The organism is Sphingobacterium allocomposti, assembly GCF_008124885.1.
Classification (GTDB): Bacteria; Bacteroidota; Bacteroidia; order Sphingobacteriales; family Sphingobacteriaceae; genus Sphingobacterium; species Sphingobacterium allocomposti.
In genome coordinates this window covers 365,797-383,095 of sequence record NZ_VNHX01000001.1, presented here as the reverse complement: position 1 = coordinate 383,095, position 17,299 = coordinate 365,797, and the positions used below count along the sequence as shown (strand labels likewise).

The following is a 17,299-nucleotide window of genomic DNA, read 5'->3' as shown; positions in this document are numbered from 1 at the left end:
TAACGTTGCCATGAACTTATAAAAGGCGTGTACACCTTATTCCCGTTGATTTGCCGGACCCATCGCGACTCAACCTGCCAGTGCCTTTATAAGAACCAGTAGGATACCTGTCATGAGGATAAATCCAATTTGCGCCAACCACAGCTTTTTAATGTCTTTCACGAATAGCCTAAACACGACATCACCAAAGAGAAGGGTCATTAAAAACAAGCCTATCCCCCACCAAGGCAGCCGCAGCTGCTCGTTTCCCCACTCTGAAATTACCCAGGTTAAGAAACAGGCCAGGACGATATTGAGTGGGGTTAACTTCATGAATAGCGTTTCTTATCCTTTTTTCTGGTGGTTTTTTTCTTCGTACTCTTTGATCGTCCCGACTCTTTGGACGCATATTTTTTTTCATGAAAGGCCCCCTTAAATTCAGGATCATCCTTCCTCTTCTGGTTATCGATTTCGCGGGCTATGGCCTGTCGCTCTTCGAATCCTGTTTTCTCGATGAACACTCCTTCGGGGATTTCCCGCACGGGAATAGACTGCCGGATCAACTTTTCAATCTTGTCTACGTAGTATTTCTCTGCCGGATTACAAAACGTTATTGCATCCCCGTGATGAAAAGCGCGTCCCGTCCGTCCTATACGATGCACATAATCTTCGATTACTATCGGCACATCAAAATTAAACACATGGCTTACGTTCGAAACATCAAGCCCTCTTGCTGCCACATCCGTTGCCACCAAAATCCTGATGTTACCTTCTTTAAAGGCGTTAATCGAGTTGATGCGTGTATTCTGCCCTTTGTTGGCGTGAATGACACGAACTTCGTCCTTCCCATACTTGCGTTCCAAGTAGTGAAAGACATTATCGGCGACACTCTTCGTCTTACAAAAAACGATAATGCGATGGAAAGATTCATCATCCTGCAGTAAATATTGCAGGAGATTAAGCTTCGTTTTTAGGTTGGGCACCTCATAGAGCGACTGCGAGACCGTCTGTGCGGGCGTGGCCTGCTCGGTCACTTCGATTACGGTCGGAAACGCGAGGAAGTCGCCGGCGATCTTCCGTACCAGCTCGCTCATTGTTGCGGAGAACAGTAAGTTTTGGCGTTTTCTGGGGACCACTTCCAAGATCCTGTGAATCTTTCCGATAAATCCCATGTCCATCATTTTGTCAGCCTCATCCATCACCAGAAACTTCAAAGATTTGGTGTTGATCTCACCTTCCAGATAGAGCTCCAGAAAGCGGCCGGGCGTTGCCACGATGATATCACAGCCTTGAGCCAATTTCTCTTTCTGCACTTTTGGCCCGAGCCCTCCGTATAAGACGACGGTTCTCAGGTCGAGATATTTGGAAAAAGTCTGGATATTTTCCTCAATCTGCATCGCCAGCTCCCGGGTCGGAGACAGAATCAATGCCCGCGGGTCCTGCCCCTGCGCATATTTCAAAGTCATCAGTATCGGCAGTACGAATGCTGCAGTTTTGCCTGTTCCGGTCTGCGCGATCCCCATAACGTCCTGTCCTGCAAGGATCGGTGTGATTGCTTTTTGCTGTACTTCTGTGGGGGTTTGGTAACCCGCCTCAGCTATAGCATTCAGCAGCTGCCGGTTTAATTTGAAGTCTTCGAATGATGCCATTTTACAAACTTAGATAAATTGCGGGTCAGGTGCAAAATAATTGCGTTTATATATAAAAGCAATTTATCCATCTCTCCTCTGCCATCAAGAACTTTTTTATAAAGGAGCTATAGTTAAAAACGGCCATATCCCTTTCATGATATCGCGGAGGCACCATCTCTGCTGGATGGAATAAATTATCGTTTAATTTTGATTTGAAAAGTAATTAAATCAACTTTGTGCTATAAAATTGATTGAATAAGGAATACACATGTCTTGAAAGGCACATAGCGGTATTCCCTATACAGATCAAGTCAAACTATACACATATGAAAAAAATCTGGATTTTCGTACTCCTAAGCGTTGTGAGTATGAGCACGTTCGCCGATGAGGGAATGTGGTTTCTGATGCATCTGAAGCGTCTCAATGAAGCGGATATGCAGAAAAAAGGCCTTAAGCTAACGGCAGAAGAAATTTACAGCATTAACAATTCGTCGCTTAAAGATGCGATTGTGCAATTTGGGGGCGGCTGTACGGCCGAAATTGTATCAGGTCAGGGGCTGGTATTTACCAATCACCACTGCGGCTACGGCGCGATCGCCGAGCTGTCAACTCCCGAACACGATTATCTAACCAACGGCTTTTGGGCAAAGTCGCTGTCGGAAGAGCTCAAGCCGAAATCGCTCTCGGTACGCTTCTTCGTCCGCATGGACGATGTCTCCAAGCGTATTCTAAGCTTGGTCAATGACGGGATGAGCGAAAAAGAACGGGAGAAAATCATCAATCAGGAGATTGCCAAAATTGAACAGGAAAACAGCGAAGGCGGAAAATATGTTGTTTCTGTTAAGTCGTTTTACAATGGAAACGAGTATTACTATTTCGTTTATCAGGATTATACCGACGTGCGTCTGGTAGGTACGCCGCCGAGCAGTATCGGCAAATTTGGCGGGGACACCGACAACTGGGAATGGCCGCGTCATACCGGCGACTTTTCTATTTTCCGTGTCTACGGTGATAAAGATGGCAACCCAGCGCCCTACTCGACAGAAAATGTCCCGCTAAAACCGAAACATTTCCTACCTATCAGTATAAAGGGAATTAAGGAAGGTGATTTCTCGATGATACTCGGTTATCCGGGCCGTACCAACCGCTGGATGCCCGCGGCGGGGATCGATCAAAATGTTCACTACGCCTATCCGGCATGGGTCGAAGCTTCTAAGGTCGGTATGGATGCGATGAAGAAGCATATGGATAAAGATCAGGCGGTTAAGTTGAATTATGCATCGACTTACTCGGGCGTAGCCAACTACTGGAAAAACCGTCAAGGCATGATCGATGCGCTGACGAAACATAAAACAGCCGCCACAAAACGTACACAGGAGGCTAAATTCCAGAAATGGGCAAACAAACGTGCAAACAGAGCCAAATACGGCGACGTACTAGCTACGATAGATGCATATTACGCTGCAACCAATGAAAAAGCCAGGCATGACAATTACCTTATTGGAATGCTTCGCTCGTCGAGCTTCGCCGCGCTACCCTATAGCTTAGGAAGCGTACTGAAACAATACGCAGCTTCAAATGAGGCCAAACGTAAAGAGATGCTTCCGAACTTGGAAGCAGGCGTTGCAGAAACGTTTGAAAACATCTATATTCCGTTGGAAGTCGACGTTCTGGCCGACGAGCTGAATCTGTATGCGCAAAAAGCAGGCGAGATCGCCCCTTATATCCGGGAACTGGCTAACAAAAACCAAGGAAACTTTCAATCCGACGTACAGGACGCATTTAACCGGAGTATTTTTTCATCGTCCGAAAACTTACAGGCATTTCTCGTGAATCCTTCTGCTGAGGCGATTGACAACGATCCTCTGTATCTTATCTCCAAATCCTTAATGGACAAATACCGGGAAAGGACGCCGGAGACAGAAGCCTTGGCTGAGAAATTTCAGGCTGCATATCGCAAATATATTGCAGGCGTGTTGGAATCAAACCCGAAGGGTAAATATTACCCCGACGCCAACTCTACACTACGCCTGACTTATGGAACGATAAGAGCGCTACCTGCAGACCCACGGAACGACGCGGAAATCAACAACTACACCACGCTGAAAGGAACCATTGCAAAATACCAGCCTGGAGACGAAGAGTTTGACCTCCCGAAACGACTGATCGACCTATACGAGGCAAAGGACTACGGACGCTATGCCGATAAGGCAGGCTACATGCCGGTCAACTTCCTCAGCGATCAGGATATCACCGGAGGAAATTCCGGTTCGCCCGTGCTGAATGGAAACGGTGAATTAATAGGACTCGCGTTCGACGGGAATATCGAAGCGATGGCGGGAGACGTAATATTTGATCCCGTACTGCAGCGGACAATATCTGTAGATATCCGCTATGTATTGTTCATCATTGACAAGTTCGCAGGTGCGCAAAACATCATCGATGAACTAAAAATCGTCGAATAAACGCTCCAAATCAAATTTATTTTGGATTTTGGATACAAAATTTGCGGTTTGCTTCGTTGTTTTTGTATATTTATAATATCTTAGAACAGGAATTACTAGAAACTAAAATTATATAATTAAAAATGGAAAACTACAACAAATTAAAAAGCTTGGTAGCATCTATTGAAGCAGATGCAGATAAGTTCTTCAACAACGGAAATTCGGCTGCTGGTACACGCGTTCGTAAAGGTTTACAAGAGATCAAGACATTGGCTCAGGAAATCCGTAACGAAGTGACTGCTAAGAAAAACGAAACAAAAAAATAACATGTTGTGATAAAAAGTGCCGGCCAGAAATGACCGGCACTTTTTTCTTTCCAACCTCACAGATACAGCCCCGTCAACAGAAAGTTAAATTGTTGCTCGGTATTCCAATCGCCCACCCGCATCCGGTCATATAGAAAAGTTTTCAACTCCGCCCTGGTCATCGGTTTATCTTTCTTCTTCCCCATTTCCGCCATCACCTGAGGCTGTACAAAAGTTACCTTCGTCGCATAGATATTATAGTGCTGTTCAGGAACTGCCACGCCCAGAATCATTCCCGGCAGGCCGTGAAAAGCCCCTGGACCCGACGAAAGCGGAATCTCGTCCGTGTAAAATGCGACAATAAAAACGGAGTCTAAAACAACGCCATTAGCTCGGCGACAATTATAGCCTGCTATAGTCCTGTACTCGTCAGTAATCTTCCACTTCACTTTTAACAGCGAATCCTGCGTTAGGATATTTGATCCGACATAATCGGCCACGCTCCTGAAAACGCCATTCTTAATATCTTTATAGTAGGTGGTCTCATAGTCAAATCCAAACCACATAATACTACGCATAATCCCCGTCCGTTCTTCTTTGATAGGCTCGTACCGCGACTCGCTGCCATTAAACATCATCTTGTTTTTAAAGACGTATGAGTCGGGAGCCTTTGCCATTAACTGTTCTATATACGTGCGGTCGAACCCTTCGTCCTTAGACATAGACAGATGCCTTTTCATGAAGTTTTTAACATGGACGGTTTTCTCATACTCAATAGTACCTGCAACAGGGAAATGCGCATATTGCGCGCGTGCTGCTCCTGCGCCAAGTAACATGAGGGCAGCGATCATCATAAATTTTATCTTCATTATTCCTTTCCTCCTTTCATAGACGTAAAATCCCAGCTCACCTTTAACATAAAATACCTCGCGATGGTATTATAGCGATCCTGGACAAGCGTACTCGCGTTCTGTTGCCGCGAAAATCCAATATTCTGATTTAAAACATCGTTAACAAATACTTCCAGCGCAAGCGATTCGTCTTTTAAGAACTTTTTACTGACGCCGGGCCGCCATAACAGCCGCTCGATCTTTTCGTCAAATACAGCTGTCGGCGCCTGATAGGTATAATCCATGTTGGAATACAACCTGACTTTCCATGGAAGATAATACTCAAGATTCATCCGGCTGTTGTAAGTAAACCCGTTGCTGTTAAGGTTTGGCTGCAAGGAGTTTTTCAACACACTGTATCCCGGAGAAAACTCCAGCGAAAAATCCAATCCCTTTTTGGTACCCTTATAGAAGTCGAGCGAGAACGAAAAATCGAAGTTGTTATTTTCACTCAGGTCGTCATTAATGTAGTTGAAGTAGTTATTGTATGTTCCGTTTAATCCTAGACTGCCGCGTACTTTGTGCTTTTTTATGATATCTCTGCCCACCCTGCTCCACATACTGGCCGTGCTGGCGACCCTATCCAAGTTGGCGTACGACAGGGTACGTATACCGTCCTCAATGGTTATATTTTGCTGGATATTATTGAAACGCTGCGTAAAATTTAGATTAAAGTATCCATACGCATTCTTCAGCATGTTGTACGTGTTATAGTCTAAGTTATAACTATTACTTTGGGATGGCTGAAGATTTTCATTTCCCACCACGATATTCAACGGATCGGTATTCTGTCTCAGCGGTTGAATTTGCGTCAGCGACGGCAATGAGTTGTTTCTGCTAAACCGGAAGCCAACTCCCTTCGTTTTGGATATCTTATACCGGAAAAAGATTGATGGATTGTATGTAAGAAAACTCCGCTCCAGATCCAGATTCTCGTAATTGTTTATCTGATACATTTTATCTTCTCTCAGATTGTTGGTTAGATTGGCATCAAACAAATCGGATCGGTAATTGAACGACAGATTAGCTGCATGCCGTGTCGTATTAAAGTTGAAGTCGTTACTAAACTCTCTATCAAGTTCGTTATAGCCGCCGCCTACCTCCGAATAGTTGTACGAGTTATTCACCGACGAGGATACCCCGCGGGTGAACTCATATTGTACCGTACCGACCAGCCGCTTGGTAAGTGGTTCGGAATAAGCGAGGGATGTTCTGAAATTGCCTGTCGACGAATTCAGCAACTTTCTCTGGTTGATATCAGCTACGCTATCCCTTGTATAAAAATTGGTCGAGGCCTGTAAAAAGCCGTCGCCCTGCGTCTCATCATACCTTCCGTTAATCCGAAGGGCCAACGACCGCCCTTCTTTTTTTAGCTTCCGTGTCAGATAGGCGCTATAGTCCAACGACTGGTTGTCCGACTCACTATGCTGAGAGCTTACGTTCTCGTTTAACAGCTCGCCATCTCCCTGTGTGGTTACCGCTTCTCTGGCCCGTTCGACTCTAGCCTCTCCCTTCGCAGCACCAATCGTCATGGTCAGCGTCGTCGCCGAATCAATCTTCAGATCGTACCGTCCGTTAAACCGATGTTTTTGATTTCTCGTAAAGTTATTGTTCGTCTCTGAAGAGTTCTGAACATAATCGCTAAGATTCTCCTGCGCAATACGTGAAGATATTTCGTCGTTTTCGATAATACCGAACTTATAGTTCATATTTAATTTATGCTTTGACTCTTTCCACGCATCTGCGTAGGAGACGCCGCTGTTGACAGCCCTTGGCCTCCCCCGTCCGTTCCAATAGTCCATATTGTCGCCTGTCCAACTGAAATACACCGATCCATCGTCTGACACCTCCGAACTCATATTTGAAAACCCGAACCGTTCGCTGTCCTGCCAATTCAGGGAAACCGTGCCATCGTTTGAGGTGATACCAAAGACGCCCACTTTTTGGGAACCACTGAACTTATTTACGGCCAGTGTGCCCATATAGTATCCATTATCGCGGTCCGCACCGCCACCGCCCTCGGCTTTTCCAAACATGCCCTTTTTCGCATCCTCTTTTAATTTCAGGTTGATCGTTTGTATACGCTGCCCGTCATCGACGCCGGTACGCTCCGCTTCCTCAGACTTCTTCTCATAGAGCTGCACTTTATCGACCATATCCGAGCGGACGTTCCGCGTAACGAGCGTCGGATCATTGCCAAAAAATTCCTCGCCATCGACCAGCACCTTTTCCACCGTTTTCCCTTGAGCCGTGATCTTCCCATCCCCATCGACCGAGATCCCCGGTAACGCCTTAAGAAGATCTTCGACTTTCGCATTTTTCTCTACCGTAAAGCTGGAGGCATCATATTCTGTTGTGTCTCCCTTGATGACAACGGGAATCTTTCCTGTGACCAGTACCTCCTCGATAAGGTTACTCACGCTTGTAAGCCCTATCTGCCCCAAGTCGACATCCGCGCTGTCCGTTACCTTGGCATAATAATCTCCAAACTTGGGATAGCTGATAATCAACAGACAAGGGACCGAATCCGGCTTTATGATGCTGAATCGGCCGCTGTCGTTCACACGTGCAAAGTTCACCAAAATTGAATCGTGGGATTGCACAAGCATAACTGTTGCATTAACAAGCTTAACCGCCTTGTCTCCTTCATCGACAACTTCGCCGGCAATCTTGGTCTGGGCATGTAAACAGAAGCATCCACTCAGGAAAAGGAGGACACAGAGAATGGTTAGTCTTTTCATAAACGGGTAAATCGAAAGTATCTACGAAAATATCATAATATTAATATTCCTCAAAACGAATTGAAATGTTTAACAGACTTTTAACAAATACGTCATCAGATAGGGGATGCTGGCCTTCATGCCACTGAAATTCCCAAAAATTACGGGCAGAAAAAATTTTAATTGGTAGCTTTGTACAAAACTCAAAGTTATGCAAACAATAAAAGAATATGTCCAATCAAATAAGGATAGATTTCTAGAAGAGCTATTCGCCCTACTCCGCTTTCCGTCCATCAGTGCGGATCCCAAATACAAAGAAGATGTTGTGAAAACGGCGGAATTCGTAGCAGAACGGCTTAAAGAGGCTGGCGCCGATAACGTGGAAGTCTGTCCAACAGCCGGCAACCCGATTGTATACGGCGAAAAAATCGTGGACGCATCGCTGCCAACCGTCTTGGTATACGGCCACTATGATGTGCAGCCCGCCGATCCGCTGGAGCTGTGGGAGACTCCACCCTTCGAACCTACCGTGAGGGACGGCAAAATCTACGCGCGGGGCGCTGCCGACGACAAAGGACAGTTTTACATGCACGTAAAAGCCTTTGAATACATGATGCGGAATAATGCGCTCGCATGCAATGTCAAGTTCATGATCGAAGGAGAAGAAGAGGTTGGCTCCGCAAACCTTGAGACCTTCGTTAAAGCCAATAAGAAGCGTTTGCAGAATGACGTTATCGTTATATCGGATACGTCGATGATTAGCATGGAACAGCCATCACTGGAGACGGGCCTCCGCGGATTGTCCTATGTAGAAGTTGAAGTTACCGGCCCGAACAGAGATTTACATTCCGGAGTATACGGAGGTGCCGTCGCTAACCCAGCCACCATTCTGGCAAAGATGATTGCGTCCTTACACGATGAAAACAATCACATTGCCATACCAGGATTTTACGACGATGTCATAGAGCTAAGCGCCGAAGAACGGGAAGCACTAAACAAGGCTCCATTTGACATCGAAACATATAAAGAGGACCTCGGTATTGGCGAGGTCTGGGGAGAAAACGGCTATACGACAATAGAACGTACCGGGATACGCCCAACACTGGAAGTCAACGGGATCTGGGGCGGTTACATTGGCGAAGGGGCGAAAACCGTTCTACCGTCTAAAGCTTATGCAAAAATATCCATGCGTCTCGTTCCAAACCAGAATTCCCACCGCATTACCGAGCTTTTCAAAACCCATTTCGAAAGCATAGCGCCCAAGTATGTTCAAGTACAGGTGAAACCGCACCACGGCGGAGAACCGGTGGTCACACCAACAGACAGCATAGCTTATAAAGCAGCCGAGAAAGCGTTGGAAGAAGCATTCAACAAGAAACCCATTCCAACCCGTGGCGGCGGATCTATTCCTATTGTCGCCCTCTTCGAGAAGGAACTCGGTGTCAAGACGGTACTGCTGGGCTTCGGGCTCGACAGTGACAACCTGCACTCTCCAAACGAAAAATATGGTATAGAGAACTACCTGAAAGGTATTGAGACTATTCCTTCTTTTTTCAAGTATTACGCGGAATTAAGTAAATAATAACGAGGGGTGTCGCCTATGTTTATAGGGAGCGATCATAGGAGACACCCCTCTGTTTACAACCATTAATTCCCGACCGTTAAAACCATTATTATCCGTCTTATCGCGCGGCATAGCTACCGACAACGATACTATCGGACACAATAGCGAGCCTTGTGCTTCTCTCATAAACAAGTACTACATCGGTGGCCCGGTGCTCTTTTTTAATTAAGTTTGGACATGAAAAGAATCTTGAGAAGATTACATTTACTAGCCTACTTTGCTTCCGTATTGTTCTTTTTCGCTCTGGGCTTTCCATTTCTGTATTATTATGCGCGGAATGCCGACAGGCATTATCATAAGATTGTCTCCTTCCGCCGATGGATAAGTCTTGCGGGCATCTATGCTGTCGGGATACGTGTGGAGGTAGAATATGAAGCGCCCATCGACTGGTCAAAAAACTATGTCCTATGTCCTAATCATACGTCTTTTTTAGACATCACCGTACTCAACTATTTATGCAAAGCACCATTTTCTTTTATCGGAAAGATGGAGCTGTTAAACAATCCGGTTACCCGGATATTTTTTAAAACAATCGATATCCCTGTAAAGCGGGATAGCCGTATCTCGTCGTTCAAAGCTTACAAAAGAGCATCAACACTGCTACAGGAGGGCCGATCGATTGTCATCTTTCCCGAAGGGAAGATCGACGAAACATACCCCCCGGTGCTTCAGCAGTTTAAATCCGGTGCATTCAGGATGGCTACCGAAAACGATATCCCTATCCTCCCTGTGGTGATACAGGACGCCTGGCACATATTGTGGGACGACGGAAAAGTATATGGCTCGAGGCCCGGGGTTATCCATGTAAAAGTTATGGCCCCTATACAAACGGCGAACTACCATAGTAGACATTTTTCATCTTTAGAGGCAGAAGTATACGATAAAATGAAAGAAGCTTGGGAAATCTGTAATAAATCGTAACTTAAGCCTTCGTTAACGTGACAGTCATGGAAAGCAACTATCTAATCCAAATAGAAGATATCGGTCGGAAGTATATTATCGGTGCCGAAGAGATCCACGCCCTGAAGTCGGTATCGCTCAACATAAGAAAGGGCGAATTCGTTGCGCTGATGGGCCCCTCGGGGTCGGGCAAGTCGACGCTGATGAATATCCTTGGATGTCTGGATACGCCCAGTAAAGGGCAATATATCCTCAATGGTATTAACGTTTCCGACATGAGTGAAAACGACCTTGCGGAAGTCCGCAATAAAGAAATAGGTTTCGTTTTCCAGACGTTCAATCTATTGCCGAAGAGTACTGCTCTGGAAAATGTGGCCCTCCCCCTCATCTACGCCGGCTTCAATAAGAAAGTGCGCGAAGAGCGCGCGCACAAGGCGCTCGAAAATGTTGGTCTTGGCAATAGGGTCGATCATAAACCGAACGAGCTTTCGGGGGGACAACGCCAGCGCGTAGCTGTTGCCAGAGCACTTATCAATAACCCGTCTATTATCCTCGCCGATGAGCCCACCGGAAATCTGGACACAAAAACTTCTATAGAAATCATGGGCCTCATGGAAGATATCCATGCAAAAGGCAATACAATTATTCTGGTTACCCACGAAGAAGACATCGCACAACATGCCCACCGCATTGTCAGGATGCGCGACGGCCTCATTGAAGACGACTACCCCAACCCTGACATCAAATCCGTGCTCCCAAGGCTGGATGCTCTCAGGGAACGCGGCTCGGACTTCGAAAGCTTATAGCGGCCCCAAGCAGGCAGCTTAATGACATTTCTTTTACGGGCGTAGGGATGTAACGGACATTTGCCGGTGGGTGCAATAGAAAGCGCCCAGACTGGATTGTTGCGTCGCCATACCCTGCCCCGCATAGCAGGTTTACCTTAAAGAAATTTGCCTGTCGTCTCAAAAAAGATATTTATCTATCTGACTACCAGATAAATACAATAAAAACAAATTGATAACATTGTTTTGACTTGATTTAGTGAATAATTATGTTATTTTTGCGGAAAATAGCAACTTAAATTATTAGATATGTATTGGACACTAGAATTGGCATCTCACTTGGAAGATGCACCATGGCCAGCAACTAAAGATGAGTTAATCGACTATGCTATTCGTTCGGGCGCTCCCGTGGAGGTAATTGAAAACCTACAGGCGTTGGAGGATGATGGAGAGCCCTATGAAAACATTGAAGAGATTTGGCCTGATTATCCGACAAAGGATGACTTCTTTTTTAATGAAGACGAGTATTAAATTATCATAAAAAACGCCTTGAAAAAGGCGTTTTTTACTTGTCCGGTCGGTCCCCTCGCGTTATTGAGCTCCTGTGCGTAGCATTTCTTTCTCCTCTTCTCCATTTTTGTTCATCGTCCGTTAATCCTTTTCACGCTATACCCTGTCTAACCTTTATGTTAAAAAGACTTCATCTCACGCTTTTTATAGCCGTACTATTTTTCGGCGCGGGAAAGGCCCAACCACCGTCCTCGGCCACTACGGAAGACATACGCATCATCCAAGCCTTCATTGCGGACGTCGCCGATGAGACAATCCGTCCTGACGTTATTCTGAGTCAACACGTCTTGGTGGAAAATACCACCTCAGACGAGGCGTACGACTATCTGGAGGCCAGTGTAGAAGAAATACGCCTAAACCTGCAGACCAAAAACGTGGAGGAAATTGAGTATATCCCATTCGACAAGCTTCCGAGAAAGGAAACAAGAGATATTGACCCTGAAGGCAAGCCGACGGACAAAATGTATTTTCTACGCTATAAGAACCGACAAATGTTAGCTGTCTACATAGCCAACAAGAAGATAGCCTCGTTCACCCTGGTGTCCAAGGGAAACAAAATAGCGCACTTCGTCACCTACTAACTTCCGGGTACATCCGACACAGTGCCTGCGATAGCGCAAGCTTTATAAAAAAGGAAGGTTTTTTTATAAAAATTTGCAACTCTATCACAAATAATGGATATTTGTTAACATATCAATCAGCATGAATTCGAACAATGTATATAAAGCATGGTGGTGGCACAACAACTAATGTTGTGGCAAAAACCTATTGCTTGAATATATTCGTCAAAAAATAGCGGCTTGCCTTCCTGGGCGGGCTTTTTTTTTAACCCGTTCTTCAATGCAAAAGCATGTAGGACAATTGAGCGGAAGGCCGCGCTGGTTTTATAAAGTTTATTAAATAGAATTATGAAAGAGATACTCGCCCACTTATTCGAATACAAAACGTTTACGAAAGAAGAAGCTTACGCCATTTTAACGAACATTGCTACGGGCAGCTATGATACCCATCAAATCGCAGCCTTTATGACAACGTACGGTATGCGAAGTATCCGGGTGGAGGAGCTCAGCGGCTTTCGCGACGCGATGTACGACCTCTGCAATAAGCTTAACTTCTCCAATTATGATCTAATAGACCTTTGCGGAACGGGAGGCGACGGCAAAAACACGTTTAATATTTCCACATTAGCGTCATTCGTCGTTGCGGGTGCTGGTTATCATGTTGCGAAACATGGAAATGTCGGTGTCTCTTCGGGATGTGGCTCTTCCAACGTCATGGAATACCTCGGTTACACATTCACCAACGACCGGGATATCCTGCACCGCCAACTGGATGAGGCGCGGATCTGCTTTCTGCACGCACCGCTCTTTCACCCCGCAATGAAGACAGTAGGCCCCATCAGACGGGCTCTGGGCGTGAAAACATTCTTCAATATGCTGGGACCGCTGACGAATCCGGCCAACCCGAAGTTTCAGGCAGTAGGCGTATTCAGCTTAGAGTTAGCTCGATTGTATAATTATCTCTACCAGGGAACAAATAAACAATATAGCATCATCCATACACTAGATGGATACGACGAAATCTCGCTCACAGGCGACTTTAAAATCATCAATAACCAAGGTGAGAAAATCTATGGGGTCGAAGAGATAGGATTTACGCCACTGCACGCCAACGACCTTGCCGGAGGAAATTCTGTGGAAGAAGCAGCCCGGATATTCAGTAAAATAATTAATGGCGACGGTAGCGATCAGCAGAATCATGTCGTGTTAACCAATGCCGCTTTTGCCATCAAAACAATCCATCCCGAAAAAACTTTTGGAGATTGCTATTACGAGGCAGAAAGCTCCCTCCTGGAAAAGAAAGCCCTATACTGTTTAAAGAAGCTGACCCATGGTTAATAAAACACGTAAAGTCAAAGTCTGCGGAATGAAGGATGCGGACAATATAGCGGCGCTGTCGGGGCTCGCCATCGATTACATGGGCTTTATATTCTACGAGAAATCCACACGATATACCGATACGGTGCCTGAGGTATCTATTCCCAACAACATTAAAAAGGTGGGGGTATTTGTCAACGCTGCGGAGGCGCTCATACACACCAAAATAGATCTTGGTCTACATGCCGTTCAGCTTCATGGAACAGAACCTCCAACATTATGCCGTGTACTTCGGAACCGTGGGGTAAAAGTCATCAAAGCCTTTGGCATCCATGATCGGTTCAATTGGAGTAGCCTGGAAGCTTACCAGGACGACGTCGACTACTTCTTATTCGATACAGACAGCGCGCAATACGGAGGAACGGGGCAAACATTTGACTGGGAAATATTAGCTAACTACCCGTTGCCTACTGCCTACTTTTTAAGCGGCGGCTTAAGCCCGGCAAATGTGGCAGACACCCTGGCCATTGCTGACGAACGCCTGGTAGGTCTTGATCTGAACTCCAGATTCGAAATTGCCCCCGGGATTAAAGACATTGAAAAATTAAACGAGGCCCTGAAAATTATCAAACATGAATAAATATCAAGTAAACGAAAAAGGATACTACGGTCCCTTTGGCGGCGCTTACATTCCGGAAATGTTATATCCTAATGTAGCAGAACTCCAGGCAACTTACTTAGAGATCATGCAGGAAGAAAATTTCCAGCAAGAATTCCAACAGCTGTTGAGAGATTACGTGGGTCGCCCCTCTCCTTTATATTTAGCGAAACGGCTTTCGGAGAAATATGGTGCTAACATCTTTCTGAAGCGGGAGGACCTGAATCACACGGGCGCACACAAGATAAACAATACGATCGGCCAGATTTTACTCGCCGAGAGACTGGGAAAAAAGCGGATAATTGCAGAAACCGGCGCCGGCCAACATGGTGTGGCGACGGCGACCGTCTGTGCATTAAAAGGCCTCGAATGCGTTGTGTATATGGGCGAGATAGACACTAAGCGGCAGGCTCCGAATGTCGCCCGTATGAAAATGATGGGAGCCAAAGTCGTTGCGGCCCAATCGGGCAGTAAGACATTAAAAGATGCCACCAATGAAGCGCTCCGCGACTGGATAAACAATCCCGTAGACACACATTATATCATTGGTTCGGTTGTGGGTCCACACCCATATCCCGATTTAGTCGCCCGATTTCAATCGATTATATCGGAAGAAACAAAGGCCCAGCTCAAAGAGAAGACGGGCAGCAGTACACCTGACTATGTGTTGGCCTGCGTTGGGGGCGGGTCGAATGCAGCGGGCATGTTTTACCACTTTCTAGACGAGGAGCATGTTAAACTTATTGCAGTTGAAGCCGCCGGACATGGTGTCCATAGCGGAGAAACAGCGGCCACAACAGCGCTGGGAAAAGAAGGGGTACTCCACGGAAGCCGGTCGATTTTAATGCAAACTGCCGACGGCCAGGTCGTAGAGCCATACTCGATCTCGGCAGGTCTGGACTATCCCGGAATAGGCCCTCAACACGCTTGGCTGTTCAAAAGTGGTCGCGCACAATATGTAAGCATCACCGATGAAGAAGCTATGCAAGCCGGTCTTCTGCTCACGAAGCTGGAAGGAATTATTCCGGCAATTGAAAGTTCACACGCCCTGGCGTACCTCGAGAAGATGACGCTCCGTAAAGAAGACAATATAGTTATCTGTCTGTCAGGACGGGGCGATAAAGATCTGGATAATTATATGACCTATTTCGGACTTTAAAAGAAAGCAATGCAAGACATATTCAATAACCAAAAAGAAGATAAACTTCTCTCGATCTATTTTACCGCAGGCTACCCGTCGATCGACAGTACGATCGATATTGCTGAACGTCTGGAACGTGCCGGTGCTGATTTTTTAGAAATAGGGTTCCCCTATTCAGATCCCGTAGCCGACGGACCTGTTATCCAACACAGCTCTGAGCAGGCTTTAAAAAACGGCATGACACTCGGCGTGCTCTTTGAGCAATTAAAAACATTACGGGAGCGTGTATCTATACCCGTATTTCTCATGGGATATTTTAATCCTGTCCTGCAGTACGGCGTCGAGAATTTTTGTCGCGACTGCCACGAAGCGGGAATCCAGGGCGCTATTATTCCGGATCTTCCGATGTACGAATACGAAGAACTCTACCAAGAGACCTTCAGGAAGTACCAGATCAGCAATGTATTCCTGGTCACTCCTCAGACGTCCGAAGAGCGTATCCACAAGATCGACGGCTTATCTGACAGCTTCATCTACCTTTTATCTTCTAACGCGACCACGGGCAAGCAACTTGCTGTCGATAACCAAGCGGAACATTATTTCCAGCGGCTAAAAGATATGCAGCTACGCAACCCGCTGGTTATCGGCTTCGGTATATCAGACCATCAAACGTTCCGAAAAGCAACGCACTACGCAAAAGGAGCTATAATAGGAAGTGCATTTGTCAAAATCCTCGGTGAAGAAAACTATCAAAACAAGATTGACACATTTATCCGCAGCATCAAGGAGCAGTCCATCTGATAAGATTCAATGGGATCTGCCACGCTGGGGCAACGTTTACAGCGCACCGACAGGCTAAAAGTCCTTGACGAATTTGGAATACAGCTTGAAAATAATAAATGCAGCCACAACTAAGCATGCAGCTATGAAAAGTGAGATTTCGGGCTCAACGAACATCGTTTCCATAATGACTTGGTTTATAACGTTTAGAAGATAAATTTATTAAAAAAGAGGCGGCCTTTCTATATTAAGTTTTCCACAACATAGCATAAATATGTTCAAAACCTCAGCGTGCAATACTGAATACACCGATTGCTACTTGTTGAACGCGTTCGGAATGCTTTCAATGACGGCACAGGGTATCAAACTATTTTGTGAAGATTATAGCCGGCAGCAACGGATGTTTCATATATCCTTCTAAGAATAAGCCTTCGTCGTGGAGAGGAGAACGATAGATTGTTTTTATATACAACGCAATAAAAAATTGTATATAAAAGCAATTTTATTTAAGTTTGTGACCATGAGAGCCTTATTTGCATATATACTCTTGTTCTTTTACACGGTGACTTCTACCGGAGCCTCTGTATATATGCACCTGTGTCATGGCCAAAAGGCGTTCATCACCGAGGTAGCCGCTGAAAGAAACCATGCGCCCTGCCCCGTGTGCCATCATGAAGGCGGCAAGCAAGCAACAGACCAACAACATACGAATACTGATTGTTGCGATGACGGCAATAACTGCTGCCAGGACATACGGGTCGACTTAAGCAAAGGCGAACAAAACACCGAAAATGCGCCGGCTCAAGCTTCATTCCTGACGCTTTCGCCTGCTACGCTAACCCTCCACTGGATTGTTGCGTACTTTTCTGACACGTACCAGCCTGTTGCCGGCTTTGATCCTCCTTACAAGGAACTCCTGGCGTACAGCAACCCTCCCTACCTCATTCATTGTAATTTCCGTATTTGATTTCTAACCACGACTTCAAAAAGAACAG

General features: G+C 45.9%; 16 protein-coding genes. 12 read left to right on the top strand and 4 right to left on the bottom strand.

Features of this window, described 5'->3' with window-relative positions; all coding sequences use genetic code 11:
* Positions 1 to 69: 69 nt before the first annotated feature.
* Together BC792_RS01390 and BC792_RS01385 are read right to left on the bottom strand one after the other, a co-directional pair.
* The gene (locus BC792_RS01390; RefSeq protein ID WP_148907183.1) at positions 70 to 312 is read right to left on the bottom strand and encodes a hypothetical protein; all 243 of its coding nucleotides are present in this window, start codon (positions 310 to 312) and stop codon (positions 70 to 72) included.
* A complete protein-coding gene (locus tag BC792_RS01385) occupies positions 309 to 1,628 on the bottom strand; it encodes a DEAD/DEAH box helicase (RefSeq protein ID WP_148907182.1) in 1,320 nt (439 codons plus the stop codon). Before BC792_RS01385 ends, BC792_RS01390 begins: the two co-directional genes overlap by 4 nt.
* Before the next feature lie 308 nt (positions 1,629 to 1,936).
* Between BC792_RS01385 and BC792_RS01380 the strand changes: the two genes are divergently transcribed.
* Together BC792_RS01380 and BC792_RS01375 are read left to right on the top strand one after the other, a co-directional pair.
* On the top strand, positions 1,937 to 4,075 hold the full coding sequence (locus BC792_RS01380) for a S46 family peptidase (protein WP_148907181.1): 2,139 nt from the start codon (positions 1,937 to 1,939) through the stop codon (positions 4,073 to 4,075).
* A 122-nt stretch (positions 4,076 to 4,197) separates the two neighbouring features.
* The gene (locus BC792_RS01375; protein ID WP_148907180.1) at positions 4,198 to 4,380 is read left to right on the top strand and encodes a histone H1; all 183 of its coding nucleotides are present in this window, start codon (positions 4,198 to 4,200) and stop codon (positions 4,378 to 4,380) included.
* A 56-nt stretch (positions 4,381 to 4,436) separates the two neighbouring features.
* Here BC792_RS01375 and BC792_RS01370 read toward each other — a convergent pair whose 3' ends face one another.
* Together BC792_RS01370 and BC792_RS01365 are read right to left on the bottom strand one after the other, a co-directional pair.
* Entirely contained in the window at positions 4,437 to 5,228 is a 792-nt protein-coding gene (locus BC792_RS01370; protein WP_148907179.1) for a GLPGLI family protein, read from the bottom strand.
* Complete coding sequence (locus tag BC792_RS01365) at positions 5,228 to 7,990, bottom strand: outer membrane beta-barrel protein (protein ID WP_148907178.1); 2,763 nt, start codon at positions 7,988 to 7,990, stop codon at positions 5,228 to 5,230. The genes BC792_RS01370 and BC792_RS01365 overlap by 1 nt, the downstream gene beginning before the upstream one ends.
* 190 nt (positions 7,991 to 8,180) lie before the next feature.
* Between BC792_RS01365 and BC792_RS01360 the strand changes: the two genes are divergently transcribed.
* The 10 genes from BC792_RS01360 to BC792_RS01315 all read left to right on the top strand — a co-directional run bounded on the left by BC792_RS01360 (position 8,181) and on the right by BC792_RS01315 (position 17,271).
* Complete coding sequence (locus tag BC792_RS01360; RefSeq protein ID WP_148907177.1) at positions 8,181 to 9,551, top strand: dipeptidase; 1,371 nt, start codon at positions 8,181 to 8,183, stop codon at positions 9,549 to 9,551.
* 219 nt (positions 9,552 to 9,770) lie between these two features.
* Positions 9,771 to 10,514 (top strand): lysophospholipid acyltransferase family protein, encoded by a 744-nt coding sequence (locus BC792_RS01355; protein WP_148907176.1) that lies wholly within the window; start codon positions 9,771 to 9,773, stop codon positions 10,512 to 10,514.
* 26 nt (positions 10,515 to 10,540) lie between these two features.
* On the top strand, positions 10,541 to 11,299 hold the full coding sequence (locus BC792_RS01350; RefSeq protein ID WP_148907175.1) for an ABC transporter ATP-binding protein: 759 nt from the start codon (positions 10,541 to 10,543) through the stop codon (positions 11,297 to 11,299).
* A gap of 288 nt (positions 11,300 to 11,587) precedes the next feature.
* The gene (locus tag BC792_RS01345) at positions 11,588 to 11,809 is read left to right on the top strand and encodes a DUF2795 domain-containing protein (RefSeq protein WP_002996718.1); all 222 of its coding nucleotides are present in this window, start codon (positions 11,588 to 11,590) and stop codon (positions 11,807 to 11,809) included.
* 155 nt (positions 11,810 to 11,964) lie between these two features.
* On the top strand, positions 11,965 to 12,429 hold the full coding sequence (locus tag BC792_RS01340; RefSeq protein WP_148907174.1) for a hypothetical protein: 465 nt from the start codon (positions 11,965 to 11,967) through the stop codon (positions 12,427 to 12,429).
* Between the two features lie 327 nt (positions 12,430 to 12,756).
* Positions 12,757 to 13,746: an anthranilate phosphoribosyltransferase gene (trpD, locus tag BC792_RS01335; protein WP_148907173.1), complete on the top strand. Its 990-nt coding sequence runs from the start codon at positions 12,757 to 12,759 to the stop codon at positions 13,744 to 13,746.
* Positions 13,739 to 14,365, top strand: coding sequence for a phosphoribosylanthranilate isomerase (locus tag BC792_RS01330; protein ID WP_148907172.1), 627 nt, complete (start codon positions 13,739 to 13,741; stop codon positions 14,363 to 14,365). The genes trpD and BC792_RS01330 overlap by 8 nt, the downstream gene beginning before the upstream one ends.
* Positions 14,358 to 15,542, top strand: coding sequence for a tryptophan synthase subunit beta (trpB, locus tag BC792_RS01325; protein WP_148907171.1), 1,185 nt, complete (start codon positions 14,358 to 14,360; stop codon positions 15,540 to 15,542). Before BC792_RS01330 ends, trpB begins: the two co-directional genes overlap by 8 nt.
* 9 nt (positions 15,543 to 15,551) lie before the next feature.
* Positions 15,552 to 16,325: a tryptophan synthase subunit alpha gene (gene trpA / locus BC792_RS01320; RefSeq protein WP_148907170.1), complete on the top strand. Its 774-nt coding sequence runs from the start codon at positions 15,552 to 15,554 to the stop codon at positions 16,323 to 16,325.
* 499 nt (positions 16,326 to 16,824) lie between these two features.
* Positions 16,825 to 17,271 carry an HYC_CC_PP family protein gene (locus tag BC792_RS01315; protein WP_148907169.1) on the top strand — a complete coding sequence of 149 codons (447 nt, stop codon included), beginning with the start codon at positions 16,825 to 16,827 and terminating at the stop codon, positions 17,269 to 17,271.
* Positions 17,272 to 17,299: the final 28 nt, after the last annotated feature.